This is a genomic window from Sphingobium sp. KCTC 72723 (assembly GCF_014280435.1).
GTDB lineage: Bacteria > Pseudomonadota > Alphaproteobacteria > Sphingomonadales > Sphingomonadaceae > Sphingobium.
In genome coordinates this window covers 3832821-3850181 of the sequence record NZ_CP060388.1, presented here as the reverse complement: position 1 = coordinate 3850181, position 17361 = coordinate 3832821, and the positions used below count along the sequence as shown (strand labels likewise).

General features: G+C 62.3%; 15 protein-coding genes and 1 CRISPR repeat array. Of the genes, 10 read left to right on the top strand and 5 right to left on the bottom strand.

Going from position 1 to position 17361, the window contains the following annotated elements; all coding sequences use genetic code 11:
• Window positions 1-2: 2 nt before the first annotated feature.
• A complete protein-coding gene (locus tag SPBM01_RS18590; RefSeq protein ID WP_188065822.1) occupies window positions 3-3017 on the bottom strand; it encodes a TonB-dependent receptor domain-containing protein in 3015 nt (1004 codons plus the stop codon).
• Between the two features lie 396 nt (window positions 3018-3413).
• Between SPBM01_RS18590 and SPBM01_RS18585 the strand changes: the two genes are divergently transcribed.
• Entirely contained in the window at window positions 3414-3974 is a 561-nt protein-coding gene (locus SPBM01_RS18585) for a hypothetical protein (RefSeq protein ID WP_410483010.1), read from the top strand.
• 1 nt (window position 3975) lies between these two features.
• Here SPBM01_RS18585 and SPBM01_RS18580 read toward each other — a convergent pair whose 3' ends face one another.
• From SPBM01_RS18580 to xseA, 3 genes are read right to left on the bottom strand one after another with little or no spacing between them, the layout of a single operon-like run.
• On the bottom strand, window positions 3976-4818 hold the full coding sequence (locus tag SPBM01_RS18580) for a M23 family metallopeptidase (protein ID WP_188062980.1): 843 nt from the start codon (window positions 4816-4818) through the stop codon (window positions 3976-3978).
• Window positions 4815-5018, bottom strand: a complete 204-nt coding sequence (locus tag SPBM01_RS18575; RefSeq protein ID WP_188062979.1) for a DUF2093 domain-containing protein — start codon at window positions 5016-5018, stop codon at window positions 4815-4817. Before SPBM01_RS18575 ends, SPBM01_RS18580 begins: the two co-directional genes overlap by 4 nt.
• Window positions 5019-5038: 20 nt before the next feature.
• Window positions 5039-6535, bottom strand: a complete 1497-nt coding sequence (gene xseA, locus SPBM01_RS18570; protein ID WP_188065820.1) for an exodeoxyribonuclease VII large subunit — start codon at window positions 6533-6535, stop codon at window positions 5039-5041.
• Between the two features lie 7 nt (window positions 6536-6542).
• Here xseA and purD point away from each other — a divergent pair, with 7 nt between their 5' ends.
• From purD to cas2, 5 genes are all read left to right on the top strand, one after another.
• Window positions 6543-7820, top strand: a complete 1278-nt coding sequence (gene purD / locus SPBM01_RS18565; RefSeq protein ID WP_188062978.1) for a phosphoribosylamine--glycine ligase — start codon at window positions 6543-6545, stop codon at window positions 7818-7820.
• An 82-nt stretch (window positions 7821-7902) separates the two neighbouring features.
• A complete protein-coding gene (locus tag SPBM01_RS18560) occupies window positions 7903-8466 on the top strand; it encodes a hypothetical protein (RefSeq protein ID WP_188062977.1) in 564 nt (187 codons plus the stop codon).
• 362 nt (window positions 8467-8828) lie between these two features.
• The gene (locus SPBM01_RS21800) at window positions 8829-9341 is read left to right on the top strand and encodes a hypothetical protein (protein WP_223177737.1); all 513 of its coding nucleotides are present in this window, start codon (window positions 8829-8831) and stop codon (window positions 9339-9341) included.
• A 22-nt stretch (window positions 9342-9363) separates the two neighbouring features.
• Window positions 9364-10287: a type II CRISPR-associated endonuclease Cas1 gene (gene cas1, locus SPBM01_RS18550; RefSeq protein WP_188062975.1), complete on the top strand. Its 924-nt coding sequence runs from the start codon at window positions 9364-9366 to the stop codon at window positions 10285-10287.
• Entirely contained in the window at window positions 10284-10622 is a 339-nt protein-coding gene (gene cas2, locus SPBM01_RS18545) for a CRISPR-associated endonuclease Cas2 (RefSeq protein ID WP_188062974.1), read from the top strand. Before cas1 ends, cas2 begins: the two co-directional genes overlap by 4 nt.
• A gap of 72 nt (window positions 10623-10694) precedes the next feature.
• Window positions 10695-11191: direct repeats of the CRISPR family, unit length 36 nt; unit sequence ATCATAGCCGTTCAGAGATCACGGTCCAGCGGCAAC.
• 475 nt (window positions 11192-11666) lie between these two features.
• Here the strand turns inward: cas2 and SPBM01_RS18535 are convergent.
• On the bottom strand, window positions 11667-12494 hold the full coding sequence (locus SPBM01_RS18535) for a hypothetical protein (protein WP_188062973.1): 828 nt from the start codon (window positions 12492-12494) through the stop codon (window positions 11667-11669).
• Window positions 12495-12777: 283 nt separating this feature from the next.
• Between SPBM01_RS18535 and cas9 the strand changes: the two genes are divergently transcribed.
• The 4 genes from cas9 to SPBM01_RS22260 all read left to right on the top strand — a co-directional run bounded on the left by cas9 (window position 12778) and on the right by SPBM01_RS22260 (window position 17342).
• On the top strand, window positions 12778-16068 hold the full coding sequence (gene cas9 / locus SPBM01_RS18530; RefSeq protein WP_188062972.1) for a type II CRISPR RNA-guided endonuclease Cas9: 3291 nt from the start codon (window positions 12778-12780) through the stop codon (window positions 16066-16068).
• 24 nt (window positions 16069-16092) lie between these two features.
• Window positions 16093-16356, top strand: a complete 264-nt coding sequence (locus SPBM01_RS18525; protein ID WP_188062971.1) for a hypothetical protein — start codon at window positions 16093-16095, stop codon at window positions 16354-16356.
• A 290-nt stretch (window positions 16357-16646) separates the two neighbouring features.
• A complete protein-coding gene (locus SPBM01_RS18520) occupies window positions 16647-17129 on the top strand; it encodes a hypothetical protein (RefSeq protein WP_188062970.1) in 483 nt (160 codons plus the stop codon).
• A gap of 117 nt (window positions 17130-17246) precedes the next feature.
• Window positions 17247-17342, top strand: a complete 96-nt coding sequence (locus SPBM01_RS22260; protein ID WP_188062969.1) for a DUF4172 domain-containing protein — start codon at window positions 17247-17249, stop codon at window positions 17340-17342.
• Window positions 17343-17361 lie beyond the last annotated feature (19 nt).

Sequence of the window (17361 nt, the reverse complement as noted above, 5' to 3'; positions counted from 1 at the left end):
GATCAGAAGCGCAGCTTGGCAGCCACGGTGTAACGGCGGCCCAGCGCGTCGTAGGTCGACGGATAGACGTTGCCGCTGTTGTAGCTGGTGTTGCCGATGGAGTTGCCGACAACCTTTGGCTGGTTGTCCAGCAGGTTCTGCACCGTCATTGTGATGGTCACTTCGTCCGACACATGGAAACGACCGGTCAGGTCGAAATAATGTTCGGCCGGAATGGTGTTGAAGTCCACCTGCTTGCCGTTCAGCGTGCCGACGAAGGCGTCACCGTCTTCATACTTCACGCCGTCGATGTAGCGCCACAGCAGCGATACGTCGAACGACTTGAACTGCAGCGTGTTCCGCACCGACCAGCTGAACTCCGGCTGGATCGACGCACAGTTGACCGAATAGAGGCCAACGCATTCGCGGTTGATCGAAGTCGGGGTCGCCTGGAACGTCGAGCTGTTCGTCCAGTTGCCGTTCGCGGTCAGCGCCCAGGTGGCGAAGCTCACATCCTTATTGTAGTTCAACTGAACGTCGATGCCGTCCGTCGCCAGCTTGCCGAGGTTCGACAGCGTCTGGGGCAGGCCGCCAACAACCGAAGGCTCACCAAACAGTGCGCCGGTCGCCGGGTCACGGCGGATACCGGTGCAAGCCGCGCTGGAGGCGCTGGCAGCGGTGATGTTGTCGAAGCAGGCCGAAATTACGTCATCAGGCGTCGGGTTGGTGATCGCACCCGAAATCTTGATGTTGTAATAATCGACCGTCAGGCTGAAGCCGGGCAGAGCAGCAGGCTGCAGGGACACACCCAGACCCCAGCTGTTCGACTTTTCCGGGCCGAGAGCGAGGTTACCGCCGCCGGTGGAGTTCACCTGACCTGCCGGATCGTTAATGATCGAACCGAGCAGCGCAGCAGGCGCACCCTGAGCGATACAGACCGCACCCAGGTTTGCGTTCTGGGTCGGCGCTGCGCCGGCGCAGGGATCGCTGTCCAGGTTGGTCAGCGTGGTGTTCACCGGTGCAAACAGTTCCGCGATGTTCGGCGCACGAACGGCGCGCGAATAGTTGCCACGGAACTTGATGCCATCAACCGGGGTCCAGTTGCCTGCAACCTTCCAGGTGGTGGTGTTGTAACCGGCCGCACCCTGCACCCCATAGTCGGAATAGCGAATGCCCGCTTCGACCGTCAGATCCTGGAAGAAGGGCTTGTCCTGCACCAGCGGCAGGATGATTTCGCCATAGGCTTCATAGACGTCGTAACCGCCGTCGATGTTCGGAGCCGCACCACCGGCACCGCCCAGATCGCCCGACTGCGACAGCAGATCGGATTCTTGGCTGGCACCATATTTGCGATATTCGCCACCGACCGCGAAAGCGACGCTGTCCGTACCGAAGGGCGACGCAACGCCGAAGTCACCGCTGACGGTGCCTTTGACCTGCGCCAGCGACGTCTTGGTCGCGACCTGGCTGTTGGCGGTCAGGAATGCGTTTTGCGCGGCAGTGATCGAGCCGTCAGGACCGAACACGTTGAGCGGGACGCAGCCATTGGTGTCGTTCAGGCAGGTGGCGGTGTTGGTCGCCAGCAGCGCCTGACGGACGCGCGAGTTCAGCCAGTAGCCCTGCTGGGTCTGGATGTTTTCGGATTCGCCATAGCTACCCGACAGATCCCAGTCGATCGAGTCGGTGATACCGCCACGCGCGCCGATGCGATAATCGAAGAAGGTGGTGGTGAAGTCCGAGATGCGCGGACCCAGTTCGGTCGCACGACGCGACAGCGCGGTCGTGACGGTGCGGTAGTTGGCGTTCACGGTGCCGTCAGCATTCAGCGGCTGTGCGGTGGCGGCAGCAGCACACTGTTCAGGCGTGAAGCGCGCGGTGTAGCCGACGCCCGGATTGGTGTCGAACGCGCAGAAGGCGTTACGCTGTGCAGCCGACAGATAAGGATTGCTGAGCGGAACCACGACCGAGATACCGAAGGTGCCCGACGGTGCGATGATGGTGCTGACGGTGTTCTTCGAGAAGATCCCGCGCGTATAGACTTCTACCGCGTCGCTGACTTCATAACGGCCAGCGCCATACATGTTGAAACGCTCAAACGGCGTCTGGAAGATGTTGAACGGGTTGAAGTTATAAGCGTCGAAAGCCGAGGTGCCACGGAAGCCACCGCCAGCAGCCGTCACCTGACGGTTGCCCTGCACGGTGTTGCAGGCGATCTGACCGGCCAGGCCGCAACCCGTGGTGATCGAGTCCGCACCCGTGGTGTTGACGTTGGTGAAGCGCGACGGGGTCGATGTGCCGGAACCGCCATTTGCGCCGGTGAAGGAATCGATCGAGAAGGCCGCGAAGGGGCGATCGCCCTGATAAACCGGGTCGGACTGCTGATAGCCCACCGAGAATACCACGTTGCCGCGACCGTCATCGAAGTTCGCACCGATGGTAAGGTCGGCACGGACATAATGACCGTCACCTTCTTCGGTAAGCTGGTTAGCGATGTTCGCTTCCAGACCGGCAAAGTCGGACTTGGTAACGAAGTTGACGACACCCGAAATGGCGTCGGCGCCATAGGTGGTGGACGCACCGCCGGTCAGCACGTCGACACGGTCGATCAGCGCGAGCGGGATGTTGTTAAGATCGAAGCGGCCGTTCAGTTCGGCGGGAACCACGCGGTTGCCGTCGATCAGCACGATGTTGCGGTTGGAACCCAAGCCGCGCAGGTTGACGAACGAAGCGCCGCCATTGCCGTTGTTGACGGCCGAACCCACGCTGGGAACGATACCGGGAATTTCGCGCAGAATTTCTTCGGCGGTGTTGTTCTGCTTCAGTTCGATCTGGTCGGCGGTGGTCGCCGTAACCGGGGTCGAACGCGCCAGATTGGGGTTCTTGATCAGCGAGCCGGTGACGATGATGGTGTCACCAACTTCGGCGTCGGCGGCCTGCGGCGCGTCCTGTGCGAATGCGGCGGTCGCGATCAGCGACGCGCCCAGAATCGCCGGTGCGACGCTGGCACGCAAAAGTGCCCTCTTGGAAAATGTCTTCACGGTCCAGTCCCTTGCTCTGGAGGCTGGCAGATGGCCTGCCACTATAATGTACCTACGGGGGGACATGGTGCCCGACAGCGATCCCCCCATATGGATGGGGCGAAACTGCGCGGGGCGCGGGCTGCTGTAAAGCGTGCGAAAGGGCGGCTCACCGCTTTTTGACGCGGCCTGTATCATAAATGCAACAAGGTTTGCCGAGGGCTGTTTTACGCCTGTTTAGCAAGATAATTTCACTGAATTGCAATATGATGCACTTATGATGCTGCCCTATCTGCAACAGTCGACCGATTGTGGCGTAGCGGGTGCGCCCAAAGCCGCTGCGGCCCCTTATTGACGTTGCTTCCGTGGGGTGCTGCTATCTGCGACAAACGCGCCACACAGCCGGAGAGACGCCCCATGACGATCAAGCGCGCACCTTTTATGACAGTTTCCGCGACCATTACGCTCTGTCTTTTCCTCCAGCCAGTTCATGCCGCGCCCAAACGGCAGCAGCCCCGGCCGGAGATTTTCACCGACCTGCTGCAATGCCGCGCGATTGCCGACAATGCCCAGCGCCTCGCCTGCTTCGATCGACAGGTTGGCGCGATGGAGGCGGCCGCGCAGCGCGATGAAGTGGTGGTGCTGGACAAGGGCGAGTTGAGCAAGACACGCAAGACCCTGTTTGGCTTCTCCTTCCCCAAACTCCCCTTTCTGGGCGGAGCGGACGGTGACGATCAAAAGGATCGGCAGGAGGATGGCTTCAGCCAGATCACGGCAAAGATCGCGTCCGTCCGCAGCCTCGGCTACGGCAAGTGGCAGATCGGGCTGGACGATGGCGCGCAATGGATCACGACCGAAGCGATCGTCGCGGGCAATCCGAAAGTGGGCCAGGACATCGAACTGAAACGCGCCGCGATGGGCAGTTTCATGGGCAAGGTCGATGGCGGGCGAGCCGTGCGGATGAAACGGGTAGGCTGAATCAAGCGCCCTGCGGCATCGGCCCGACGAGCAGGATCGGGTCGATTCGCGCGTCGTTCCACTTCATCCCCCAATGCAGATGCGGGCCAGTCGCCCGGCCCGTCGCACCCACCGCACCGATGCGTTGCCCTTGCGCAACAGCCTGCCCGACCTTCACGTCGATCCGCGAGAGATGCAGGAATGCGCTGGACAGGCCATGGCCATGGTCGATCATCAGCAAATGCCCCTCCAGCGTGAAGGGTTTGTCCGTCGCCGCCAGTATGACGACGCCCTGCGCCGGGGCCACCACCGGCACACCGGTCGCGCCCGCCACATCCACCCCGCCATGATAGGCACCCGGTTGCCCCTGATAGACGCGCTGCGACCCGAACAGGCCGGAAATCCGCCCGACGCGCGGCCATATGAATGCCTGCCGCCACCCCTGCGCATCGGTCCGCACTGCGCGCGCCGCCGCGATCGCCTCCAGTTCGGGCTTGCGCAACGCCAGAAACGCCTCGCTACTTTTGGTCGGGCGCATCGGCGCGTTGATCCGTTCAATCCGCCAGGCGCGCGGGGTGATCGTCAATGCGCGCTCGACCCTGCGCCCGTCGGCCAATCGCGCCACCAAAATGGTGGTCGGCCCCGCATCGCGATCGAACGCGATCAGGAAATGGCGGTCGGCATCGACCGGCACCGGTTGACCGCCCAGCTGCAACGCCACGGTGCCGAAAGGCACCACGCCCGTCGCTACGCCGCCCTGCGTCATCGCACCCGACAGCGTGAGATCGTTCGGGTTAGTCGGTGGCGCGGCGGACACCAGCCCTGCCGACAGAACCAGCAGCCCCGCCGCCGCCCAACCCCTCATTTGCCCTTCAATTCCGCCTGCACCGATGCCTGCGCGCTGGCATAGGGTTCCTGTCGCGCAATGCTCCAATAGCGCAGATCCTCCAGCGCGATCCGCTGCCCCGTTACCGCGCACAGGACATGGTCGCCCGCCTGCAACACGCGAAAACTATAGGGCAGATAGTGGAGCCGCGCGACGCGATCGCTGTTGGACATGAGCATGGGCCGGACCTTTCATCAGCTCAGGAAAACAAATCCTGCTGCGGCGTTTCGTCCGCCCCGCGCGGTTTGCGCGCCGGGCGGGGCGCCATTGATATAGCGGCAGGATCGGGCTTCTCAAGCGGCGCGCCACCATGGCCGACGGCCGCATCCACAGTCCCGTCCTTGAAATGCAGCGTCACCGCGCCTGCCGCCTGCGCCGCCGCGACCGACTGGACCAGCCGTCCCTGCGCCATCACCCGCGCATAGCCCCGCGCCAGCGGCAGGTCGGGGTCAAGCGACGCGAAATGGCGCGATACCCGGTCGAACGCCGTCGCCCGATCAAACAGCGCCCGCGCCAGATAATCGGGCCGTGGCCGCAACCTGTCCAGCCGCTCGGTTGCCCGCGCCAGTTGCTGCCGCAGCAATGAAGGGCGCAGCGCCCCGCCCACCTGCCCCAGATGCGCGCGCGCGTCGGCAATCCGGTGGCGCAGCCCGCTTGCCAGCGCGTCGGACAATTGGTCCACCCGCTGCCGCTGCGGGGCCAGCAGCATGTCGGGCGTCGGCATCAACCGCGCCTGCATGTCAAGCCGCTCCCGCGCCTGCCCTGCCCCGCGTCGCACCGCCCGTCCGGCACGCAGGCCCATTTCCGCGATCGTCGCCAGCAGTTCGGCCCGCACCGGCACCGCCATTTCCGCCGCAGCCGTAGGTGTCGGCGCGCGCCGGTCGGCGGCATGATCGCACAGGGTCGTATCCGTTTCATGCCCGACCGCCGATATGATCGGAATGGTGCAATCGGCCACCGCCCGCACCACGATTTCCTCGTTGAAACTCCACAGATCCTCGATCGACCCGCCGCCCCGCGCCACGATCACCAAATCGGGGCGTGGCACCGGCCCGCTATCGTCCATCTCGCTGAAGCCGCGCACCGCCCGCGCAATCTGCTCCGCCGCGCCCTGTCCCTGCACCAGCACCGGCCACACCAGCACATTGGTGGGGCAGCGGTCGGCCAGACGGTGGAGAATGTCACGGATCACTGCCCCGGTCGGCGACGTCACCACGCCGATCGTGCGCGGCAGGAAGGGCAACGGCTTCTTCCGCTCCGCCGCGAACAGTCCCTCGCCCGCCAGTTTCGCCTTCAATTTCTCCAGCAGCGCCATCAGCGCGCCTTCGCCCGCCAACTCCATCCGTTCGATCACGATCTGATATTTGGACCGGCCGGGGTAAGTGGTCAGCTTGCCGGTGGCGATCACTTCCACCCCGTCCTGCGGCGCAAAGGCCAGCCGTTGCGCTCCGCCCTTCCACATCACCCCGTCGATAACCGCACTATCGTCCTTCAGCGCCAGATAGAGATGCCCCGACGCGGCGCGCTTGAACCCGGAAATTTCGCCGCGCAGCCGGACATGGCCGAAGCGATCCTCGACCGTGCGCTTCAACAGGCCCGACAATTCGCTGACCGACAGCGGCGGTGCGTTGTCGCCCGCGCGTTCCTCCGCTAACAGGCGGCCCGAACTGTCATAGGCATCGAAATCCGGGGACATGGGCGACATGAACATCCTTTTGCTTGGCGGCGGTGGCCGCGAACATGCGCTGGCGTGGAAGCTGGCCCAATCGCCCCGGCTCGATACGCTCTACGCGGCATCTGGCAACCCCGGCATAGCCCAGCACGCGACATTGGTCGACCTCGACGCGACCGATCATCGCATGGTGCTGGATTTCTGCACCCGCCACTCGATCGGCCTGGTCGTCATCGGCCCGGAAGCGCCGCTGGTCGATGGGCTGGCCGACAATCTGCGCACCATGGGCGTGCCGGTGTTCGGCCCGAACAAGAAAGCCGCGCAACTCGAAGGGTCCAAGGGTTTCACCAAGGATTTGTGCCAGCGCGCCAACATCCCGACCGCCGCCTATGTCCGCGTGACGTCGAAGGACGGGGCGATCGCCGCGCTGGACGACTTCACGCTGCCGGTCGTCATCAAGGCCGACGGGCTGGCCGCGGGCAAGGGCGTGATCATTGCCGAAACCCGCGACGAAGCGCTCGATGCGCTTGATGTCATGTTTTCCGGCGCGTTCGGTGCGGCGGGCGAGGAAGTGGTGCTGGAAGAATTTATGACCGGGGAAGAAGCCAGTTTCTTCGCGCTGACCGACGGTACGGCGATCCTGTCCTTCGGATCGGCGCAGGACCACAAGCGCGTCGGCGATGGCGATACCGGACCCAATACCGGCGGCATGGGCGCTTACAGCCCCGCCCTGGTACTGACTCCGGCGCTTGAAGCCCAGGTGATCGAAACGATCATCAAGCCCACGGTCGCGACAATGGCGGCCGAAGGGATGCCCTATTCGGGCGTCCTCTATGCCGGATTGATGCTGACCGATCAGGGACCGAAACTGATCGAATATAATGCCCGCTTCGGCGACCCGGAATGTCAGGTGCTGATGATGCGTTTCGACGGCGATCTGGTGGAACTGCTGCTCAGCGTGGCGCAGGGGACATTGGCGGATCAGGGTCCGGTCGAACTGGCCGATCGCACGGCGCTCACCATCGTCATGGCCGCCAACGGCTATCCCGGCACGCCCGAAAAAGGCGGCACGATCGGCGGGATCGACGCAGCGCAGGCGCGTGGCGCAATCATATTTCATGCAGGCACAGCGGAACAGGACGGCGCGCTGGTCGCCAATGGCGGGCGCGTCCTTAACGTGACGGCAACCGGCGACAGCGTTGGTGCGGCGCAGGCAGCGGCCTATGCCGCGGTCGATGCGATCGACTTTCCCACCGGCTTTTGCCGCCGCGACATTGGCTGGCGCGAAGTCGCGCGCGAAAGCGCCTGAACGACGGAAAAGCACTGGCATCTTGCGACAAAGGCCAGTGCGCCCCTAAATAGCAGCGACATATTCACGGAGGCGACGCGCGATGCAGGAATTCTTCATGGACTATGGCCTGTGGCTGCTCATAGGCTTGCTGGTCGTCATCGGCCTTATCTTCCTGCTTTCGGGCCGGGGCGGGAAAGCGGCGGAGAGCGACACCCGCGAAATGCCGGTCGGGGCCGCACAGCCGGTTGCGCCCGTCGCTGCAATGCCTGTGGTCGTCGAACCTGTTGCCGTAGAGCCAGTCGTGATCGTGGAACCAGTGGTCGTAGAAGCGCTGGTCGTCGAGCCGATCGCGCCTGTGGCCATTGCATCTGCGCCCGAACCGACGGCCACTCCCATTTCCCCTGCCGCTACAGCCGCACCGGACGCAGGCGATGACCTGCTTCGCCTCAAGGGCGTCGGGCCGAAATTGCGCACGCTGCTGATCGAACTGGGCATCACCCGCTACGCCCAGATCGCCGCCTGGACCGACACGGATCTCGCCACGATCGACACCAAACTCGGCACCTTCAAGGGGCGGCCCGTCCGCGACCAGTGGATCGATCAGGCCAAATATCTGGCCGCCGGGGATATTGCGGGCTTCGAAGCGAAATATGGCAAGCTTTGAACGCGGCGGTCGAACAGCATAGGGCATATTCGACCGGACACAAAAATGGCGACGCCGGAGCATCTCCCTTATCTGACATGGCTGGTTCAAGGACCGTTTGATGTCCTCAATGCAGGCCTGAACCGGACTGGACCCAGATGACTAGAATCTGGCGATAGGGCGCAGATTTCAGCGCTTATTCGCTGTGCTGGGTTACGGTCGAATTGTGTAGATGTCGCGAAAGCAGCGCGCTGAACGGCATTTTGGCTGCCGGTGTCCCGCATCTTCAGCGATGGTTATAATCCCTACGCCTTGCGCGCCCGTGCCTGGACGAGGCGCTACCCCATTGCGAAAGCCCAGTAGAAGCATCCGATACGGAGGATGTGCGGTTCGGTCGCCATTGCGAAGGATTGGGCAGCGAGGCGTCTGAACGGGCAATCCCGCAATGTTTCGATCTGGTATCGCGGCCCTATCCCCATATCCGCCATGTCCGCTTGCTCGAACCACTGACCTTCATTCCGATACGCGACCGAAATGGACCTGTCTTCAGGGGCTGTTGGGGCGATTCCAACTATCGTTACGATATGTGGGAATTGCCGGACGAGAAGTGGGTAAGCGAAATTGTGTCAATATATGATGCCCATCATCCCCAATGGCAGTCGGCCGTTCGCATCGCCGGCCCGACCGCGCGAAAGATACTGAGTGCCTGTCTTGCAATGCGCCTTTGGCGCATCCGCACCGGCCCACACCCTCACCCGACCGCCAACATGCTCAAGGCCTGGAGGGCGCGGCAGGTGCGCATCGACGAACGCGGCCGCGTCCTCGCCCCCGGCTTCCCCGCCCACACCGCCCGCACCGCCCGCACCGCCCGGTGCAAGCCACTCAAGCGGACCTGAGCCAAGCGAAGCGCGCGGAAAAATGGACCGGATCGTCGATATCGCTACCGATGGCCGTCATCTTTCCGCCCTGCGCGGCTTCCTCATCGTCTCGCAAGATCGCGAAGAAGTGGGCCGCGTCCCGCTGGACGATGTCAGCGCCGTGATCGTCCACGCCCATGGCGTTACCTGGTCCACCAACCTCATCGTCGCGCTGGCGCGGCGGGGCGCGGTGATGCTGTTGTGCGGCAGCAACCACGCCCCGGTCGCCATCTGCCTGCCGCTGGACGGCCATCATGCCCAGAACGCCCGGATGCGCGCGCAGTGGGAGGCCGGCAAGCCGCTGTCCAAGCAATTGTGGCGCCGCATCGTCATCGCCAAGATCCGCTGGCAGGCCGCCGTGCTGGAAGCCAATGGCGTGTCCGCCAGCGCGTTTGACCTTCTAGCGCGGCGCGTGGGGTCGGGTGATCCCGACAATGTCGAGGCACAGGCGGCCCGGCGCTACTGGCCGTTGCTGATGGGCCAGGATTTCCGCCGCGATCGCGATGCCGACGGCGTCAACGCCCTGCTCAACTATGGCTATACCGTGTTGCGATCGCTTTGCGCGCGCGCAGTCGTGGCGTCCGGCCTGCACCCGTCGATCGGCGTGCATCATGCCAACCGGACCAATGCCATGGCGCTGGCCGACGACCTGATCGAACCCTTTCGCCCGCTGGTCGATGCGTTGACGCTGCGCCTGGTCGCGCGTGGCGCGCAAACCGTCACGCCCGAAGCCAAGCGCGCCTTTGCCGGGCTGATCGCGCTCGACCTGCCCGGTGCCGATGGCACGACGACGGTCGCAGGCGCTGCCAACCGCGCAGCCCAGTCGCTGGCCCGTGCTTTTCAGAGCGGTCAGTCGGCCGATCTGGTGATGCCCACGCCGCCCTCTGCTCTCGAACTGGCCGGGCTGGACGCGCTGCTGGCATGAGCGCCACCCAATTGAGCGGATATCAACTGATGTGGATTTTCGTGATGTTCGACCTGCCCGTCACCAGCAAGGAACAGGCCCGTGCCGCCACCAAATTCCGCGAATTCCTGCTCGACGAGGGATTTGAAAAAAGCCAGTTTTCCGTCTATGCTCGTTTCTGCAACGGCAAGGAACAGTTCGAAACCTATATGCGCCGGGTCGAAGCCAATCTGCCCGACCGGGGCGACGTCCACATCCTCAGCTTCACGGACCGGCAATATGAAAATATCGTGCGATATTCAGGCCAGCGCCGAAAACGGCAACGCAAAAACCCCGATCAACTCGCCCTGTTCTAACGATTCGCGTCATTTTGGTGATGATGGATGGGCCGATATGTCGTTGTGGTTCAACGAGATAACAACCCATCCATCATAGCCGTTCAGAGATCACGGTCCAGCGGCAACAAGGGCTTGTTCGACCCGTCGCCTGACAGAATCATAGCCGTTCAGAGATCACGGTCCAGCGGCAACATATAATCAACCATGATCGTCGCGCGCTGAATCATAGCCGTTCAGAGATCACGGTCCAGCGGCAACAGCAGGCGGCAGTCGTTATCTGACGCGCGTATCATAGCCGTTCAGAGATCACGGTCCAGCGGCAACTCCACGCCGGTCGCGCAGATGTTTGCGATGATCATAGCCGTTCAGAGATCACGGTCCAGCGGCAACTCGCTGGTGGAGGGCGCGTACACCAAGCTATCATAGCCGTTCAGAGATCACGGTCCAGCGGCAACGCGGGCAAGCGCACAGTTGGGCGGGGCCTCATCATAGCCGTTCAGAGATCACGGTCCAGCGGCAACTGCTGCGTCCCCCGCACGGTGATCGTGCTGATCATAGCCGTTCAGAGATCACGGTCCAGCGATTGCTCATGTTTGACATTGATCGCGCCATGCTCATCTGGCGCTCATTTCAATCCACTCATCCTGTCGTCTGCTCAACTCAACTCCGCCCACCCCATGTCCGAGTAAAGCCGGGGAAGCAGCGTCTCCAGCCTGCGCGCGGGGAAACGCAGGCCGGCCGCTTCGCCCTGCCCAACGCCAGCAGCCCCTCACCCGTCAGGCTATGCAACATCCGCCTTCCGCTGGTTTATAGTGCGCGAAGCCTCGCCCCAGGCCATGCGCCGTCCTCGGCCCGATGCGCGATCGCATGGCTCGTCAACCGGCTGACCCGGTCATTCCCGCCGGCAAAAGAGTGGATAGAGTTGAACCGATGGTGCGCGTTTAGGCGATGCGCCCATCATCGAGTGCGTTTATGACAGGATCCGGCAAGGCAATCGAAGGATATTCTGCCGATCATTGCCATATGTCGTTCAAGATGGCGGAGGGGTGGCCTGGGCCTGTTTCACATAATTTCGAACATGAAACGGGCGCGGATGGCATGACGGGCCGACAAATCCTCGTCAAAATAAACGACTGTCCAGTCGGGCAGGCAAGCCTTGATCGCGCGGGCAAGGCTCAAGCCTTCGTCGCTATAGGCGCGCAGATAGCGGTCGTCTTCTTGCAAGGCTGCAAAATTATCCGCGTCGCCATCGCGCCAACTATCGTGGGCGCCGTGATAACGGGCTGCCCAACTGGCCAGGCGGGCCTTGATGTCGGCAGGGACGGGCAGATCGTCCGGGTCCATTTCATAGCCCTGCCAGTGCCAGATGCCGGTGCTGCTATAATCGCCCATCACGCGCACCCATTTTGCCGGATCGCGGCTATCATCATAATAAGCCGGGCGCGGCGGCCCGCCCTGATCGGGTGGCAGGCGGGCATTCGACAGATGGCTCGATTGTTCGGCCAGGTAGGAGTGGTGATAGGCTCCCCGGCGCTTGACGGGCCGAAAGCAGAGTTGTCGGCTACCGGAAATAGTCGCGACGATCGCGTGCGCTATGGCCAGCCCTTCGCGATTATGCCGTTGGATGTCGAAGCCACGGCAATGCTGGGGCGTCCAGTCGGCATATAGCCCTTCCTCAAATTGGCGATAATGGGCTGACCATGTCGCGATGCGCTGTGCCAGCAGGGGCGCGATGCCGTAATCCGCCGGATCATCCGCCACTATGAAGCCATGATATTGCCATCCCTCGATATGGCACAGGCCGACACCCTGAGACAGGTGCAGCGCCATGGGATCATAGCCCCGGCGGCGCGGCCCTGATGCCGCCATGAGAAAAAGTTCGCTCGCCATCAGACGCCTGTTTCGTGCCTTATGCCCCGCGCGATGGCCATCAGTGGGGCTGGCGCGGCAGAGCCAACAGGCACAAAAAAGGCGACGCCGGAGCGTCGCCCTTATCTGGTGCAAAATAGCTGCTTGTTAGCCGCCAGACCGCGATCTCTGAGTGGCGAGTATAGCAATGGAAAAATAGTCGTCAAGCGGGTCGGCTGACTGGTTCATTTCGATACTGGATTGCGCTTGACCTTATGCTCTCTCTCTGCCCCATTTGGCTCGTCAAAGGGGTGGGGTAGGCAGCATGGCCAACGATCGTAAAATCTGGCGCCTGGGCGCTGACCTGGGTGCCAATTCGCTGGGGTGGGCGGCCATCGCGTTGCATAAGGATGGCGACCGTTACGAACCCGTCGCCATCCTTGCCGCCGGTTCCCGCATCTTCAGTGACGGTCGCGATCCCAAATCCGGCGCGTCCCTCGCCGTGGATCGACGCGATGCGCGGGCGATGCGGCGGCGGCGGGACCGGTTTCAGCAGCGCCAGCGCGCCCTCCTGAAATATCTGACCGCTGATGGACTGTCCCCGGCCGATGCGGCCGAACGCAAGGCGCTGGAGCAACTCGATCCCTACGCATTGCGCGCTCGTGCGCTGGATGAGGCGCTGCCACTGCATCATCTGGGTCGCGCGCTGTTCCACATCAATCAGCGGCGCGGGTTCAAGAGCAATCGCAAGGCGGACCGCAAGGCCGACGACGATGCGGGCAAGATTGCCGTCGGGGTCGGTCGGCTCGAAGAGAAGATGAAAGAGAAGGGCGCGCGGACCTTCGGCGAGTTCCTCCACATGCGCCGCCTGGAAGCCACCGATCCCAACGCCATCCCCAGCGTCCGCACCCGCCTGCGCCCCGAAAGCGGCGAAGGGGCCAAGGGCGACGGCTATGATTTCTATCCCGGCCGGGCGCAGTTGGAGGCGGAGTTCGAGGCGATCTGGGAAGCGCAGGCACCGCATCATTTCGATATGCTGACGCCCGACGTCTACCAACGCCTGTTCGAGATCGTCTTTCACCAGCGCCCGTTGCGCGCGCCACAGATCGGCAAATGCACCCTCATTTCCACCGACGCCCGCCTGCCCAAGGCGCACCCCCTGTTCCAGCGCCGCCGCCTGCTGGAGGAAATCAATGCGCTGATGCTGGTGCGCGCGGGCGAGAAGGCGCAGCGGCTGACGCATGAGCAGCGCGACCTGCTGCTGCTGAAACTCAAGGACAAGGCAAAGGTCCGTTTCGAGAGCCTGCGCAAGACGCTGAAGCTGGACCCGGACGCGCGGTTCAACAAGGAGAGCGAGAATCGGACCGAATTGAAAGGCGATGAAGTCGCCGCGCTGATGGGCGGCAAAACCCGGTTCGGCAACCGCTGGGTCCACCTCTCACCCGACGAACAATGGGCTGTCATCGAACGGCTCGAAGCGGTCGAGAGCGAGACTGAGGATGCGGATTTCCGCGCCTGGGTCGGCGCGACCTATGATCTGACGCCGGAACAGGCAAAGGCAGTGGCGAACGCCCATTTGCCCGCAGGCTATGGCCGCTTTGGCGACAGCGCGACGCGCAGGCTGATCGACGCGCTGCGCGATGGCGAGAAGGACGGGCGAGTCATCGTCTATAGCGAGGCGGTGGAGTTGGCCGGGCTTGGCCATCATAGCGATTTTCGCGATGGCGTGGTCCATGACGCGCTGCCCTATTATGGCGTCGCGCTGGAACGGCACATCATGCCGGGGACGGGAGAACCATCCGATGCGGAGGAAATGCGGGTCGGTCGCCTGACCAACCCCACCGTGCATATCGGCCTCAACCAGTTGCGCCGCGTCGTCAATGCGCTGATCCGCGCCTATGGCCCGCCGGCTGAAATCGCGATCGAACTGGCGCGCGAACTGAAGCTGACCGATGATGACAAGAAGCGGCGCAACAAGGAGAATAATGACATTCGCATCGCCGCCGAAAAGCGATCCGAAAAGCTGCTGGCGATCGGCCAGCGCGATTCAGGGGCCAACCGCGCGCTGCTGAAATTGTGGGAAGAACTGAACCCGGCCAATGTTCTCGACCGGCGCTGCATCTATAGCGGGCAACAGATTTCCATCGACATGCTGTTTTCCGCTGCGGTCGAGATCGACCATATCCTGCCCTTCACCGCGACGCTGGACGACAGCAACGGCAACAAGATTGTCTGCACCCGCGAAGCCAATCGGGTGAAGCGAAAACAGTCCCCTTATGAAGCCTGGGGTCACACCGGCCAATGGGACGCCATCGCCGCCCGCGCCGCGCAATTGCCGCGCAACAAGCGCTGGCGGTTCGAGCCGGACGCGATGGAGACGTTCAAGAGTGAAGAGGGTTTCCTCGCCCGCCATCTGGTCGATACCCAATATCTTTCCCGTCTGGCCCGCGAATATCTGTCCATCCTTTATCCCGACAAGGGCGAAGGCAGCGGTCATGTGTGGGTGTCGCCGGGGCGGCTGACCGAAATGGTGCGGCGCAAATGGGGTCTCAACGACCTGTTGCCCGACCATAATTTCGGTGGCGGGGCGGACCAGCCCAAGAACCGCCTCGACCATCGCCATCATGCGATCGACGCCGCCGTGGTCGCGCTGGTTGATCGCAAGCTGTTGATGCAGATCGCCAAAGCATCGGGCGAAGAAGGCGCAGAGGGACGCGAGCGGATCATCATTCCGCCGCCTTGGGAGAGTTTCCGCGACGATCTGCGCCGCGTGGTCAACGCCATCATCGTCAGCCACCGTACCGACCATGGCACCGCGTCCAAGGCGGGGCTGCCCAAGGGCAAGGACGCAACTGCCGGGCGGTTGCACAATGACACCGCCTATGGCCTGACCGGGGAAAGCGACGCCAAGGGCAACAGCATCGTCGTGCGCCGGGTGCCGATCACCAACATCAAAAAGCTGGCCGACATCGACAAGGTGCGCGACGCGGACCTGAAAGCTGCGCTCTACCGGCATCTCGACGGACTGGAGGGCAAGGCGTTGGAAAAGGCGGTGGCCGAGTTTGGCGACCGGGAATGGCACGCCTATCCCGGCATCCGCCGCCTGCGCATGGTCGAGCCGCTGACCGTCATCCCGATCCGCGACAAGGAAGGCCGCGTCTACAAGGGTTATAAGGGCGATTCCAACTATCGTTATGATGTGTGGGAAATGAAGGACGGCAGTTGGCAGGCGGAGGTTGTTTCCACTTTCGACGCGCATCAGCCCGGCTGGGCATCGGCCGTCCGCGCCGCCAATCCTGTTGCACGCAAGGTACTGAGTCTGCACCAGAATGACCTGCTGGCGATCGAGCGCGACGGGGAAGCGCGTAAATTGATGCGCGTCGTGAAATTTGGCCAGAACGGGCAAATCACGCTGGTTGAGCCGCAGGAGTCCGGCGACCTTAAACGGCGCGATGCCACGCCCAGAGATGAAGATCCGTTCAAATATTTTGCACCGACCTGTGGCGGGCTGAAAAAAGCCAAGGCGCGTCAGGTGCGGATCGACGAAATCGGCCGCGTCCTTGACCCCGGCTTCCCCGCGCGCACCGCGCGCCGCAAGACCCGCAAACGGACCTGAACCGAACCAGGGCGGGAAACGCAGGTGGGCCGGATCGTGGATATCGCAATCCACGACGGTCGCCGTCTTTCGGCCTTGCGCGGTTTCCTGATCGTCCTGCGGCGCGGTCCAGCGGCAATGGGTTTTGCCGATCATTGGCCGAATGGCCCGAAACCCGCTTCGACGCCACAGGGCAAAATCAAGGACAGAATGGCGGATTTCCGTCATTTTGTCGATGATTTTGGGATACCCCACCGAAGGGGTAAATGGTGCCAGAAGAGCTTTCGGCCGGGCGACCTAAGCGATTGATTTCGCAATCAAATCATAGACTTGCGAATTCGCCGATGGCATCATTAGCACGATCTGTATTCGTGGAAAAGGCTGGATGTGCATGGACGCTCGGCTCAGGCCCGGCTCGAGCGCCAGCCAATTCTGGACCATGCGCGCGCGACGAGCTTCCATGCGTCGAGCAATAGCCTCAATTTTATGACCCAAATAGGCTCATGGTATATTCATGGCATAAAATCCAAGATCATTCGGACGCTGGACATAAAGCGACGAACGGATCGTATCTGTCTGGGCATTGGATTGTCCGAAATATGGCTACATATTTCGGACAACTGAGGGGGATCATCGCACCCGCCAAACCTGAAAACCTAAAAATCGTGCAGCAGAAAAACCTAATGGCTGCGCATGACAAGGTGAACGTGGCGACCATTCCCAAAGGAGCTTCGTCGACGCGCTCTTTACGCTTCGCGCGTTCCGGAGAGCAAGGCGCGGTGTGGGTGATATCGACAGAGCAATGCTGGCGTGATGATCATGCGGCCGGCTGGTTCAACGAGCGCTGGAGCGCTTCGACGGTTGCGAGGACGGCATCGCGGTCTGACAGATTGCAAAGCTTATTTGTCAGATTCATAATGTATTTTTCTGACAAATTTTGGGCCGGACAAGATGGAGATGGCAGGATTCTGGAGAGGGGAAACCTCAAGGATTCTCTTGAAACCCTGGTGATGCCCTTTGAAACCGAACGCATGGATTGCTCGGCTTGTGTATCGCCCAACGACGCGAAACGGGATGCATGACCCACTTGCCCGAGCGAACTGCAGCGCGACTGACGCGCTCAAAACTGAGCGATAAAAAGAACTTTTATAAATCAAATTTTGCGATATTTTGATCGATAGAAAGGTGACCTATCGATCATGCGTTGGAACTGGCAGCAACCCGACTGGCCCAACTTCACTTACGACGCGCAGCGTGTGGATCGGCGTGCAAAAAGGACCCGGTTAGCGGGGTGATCGGCGTCCAAAAGGGAAC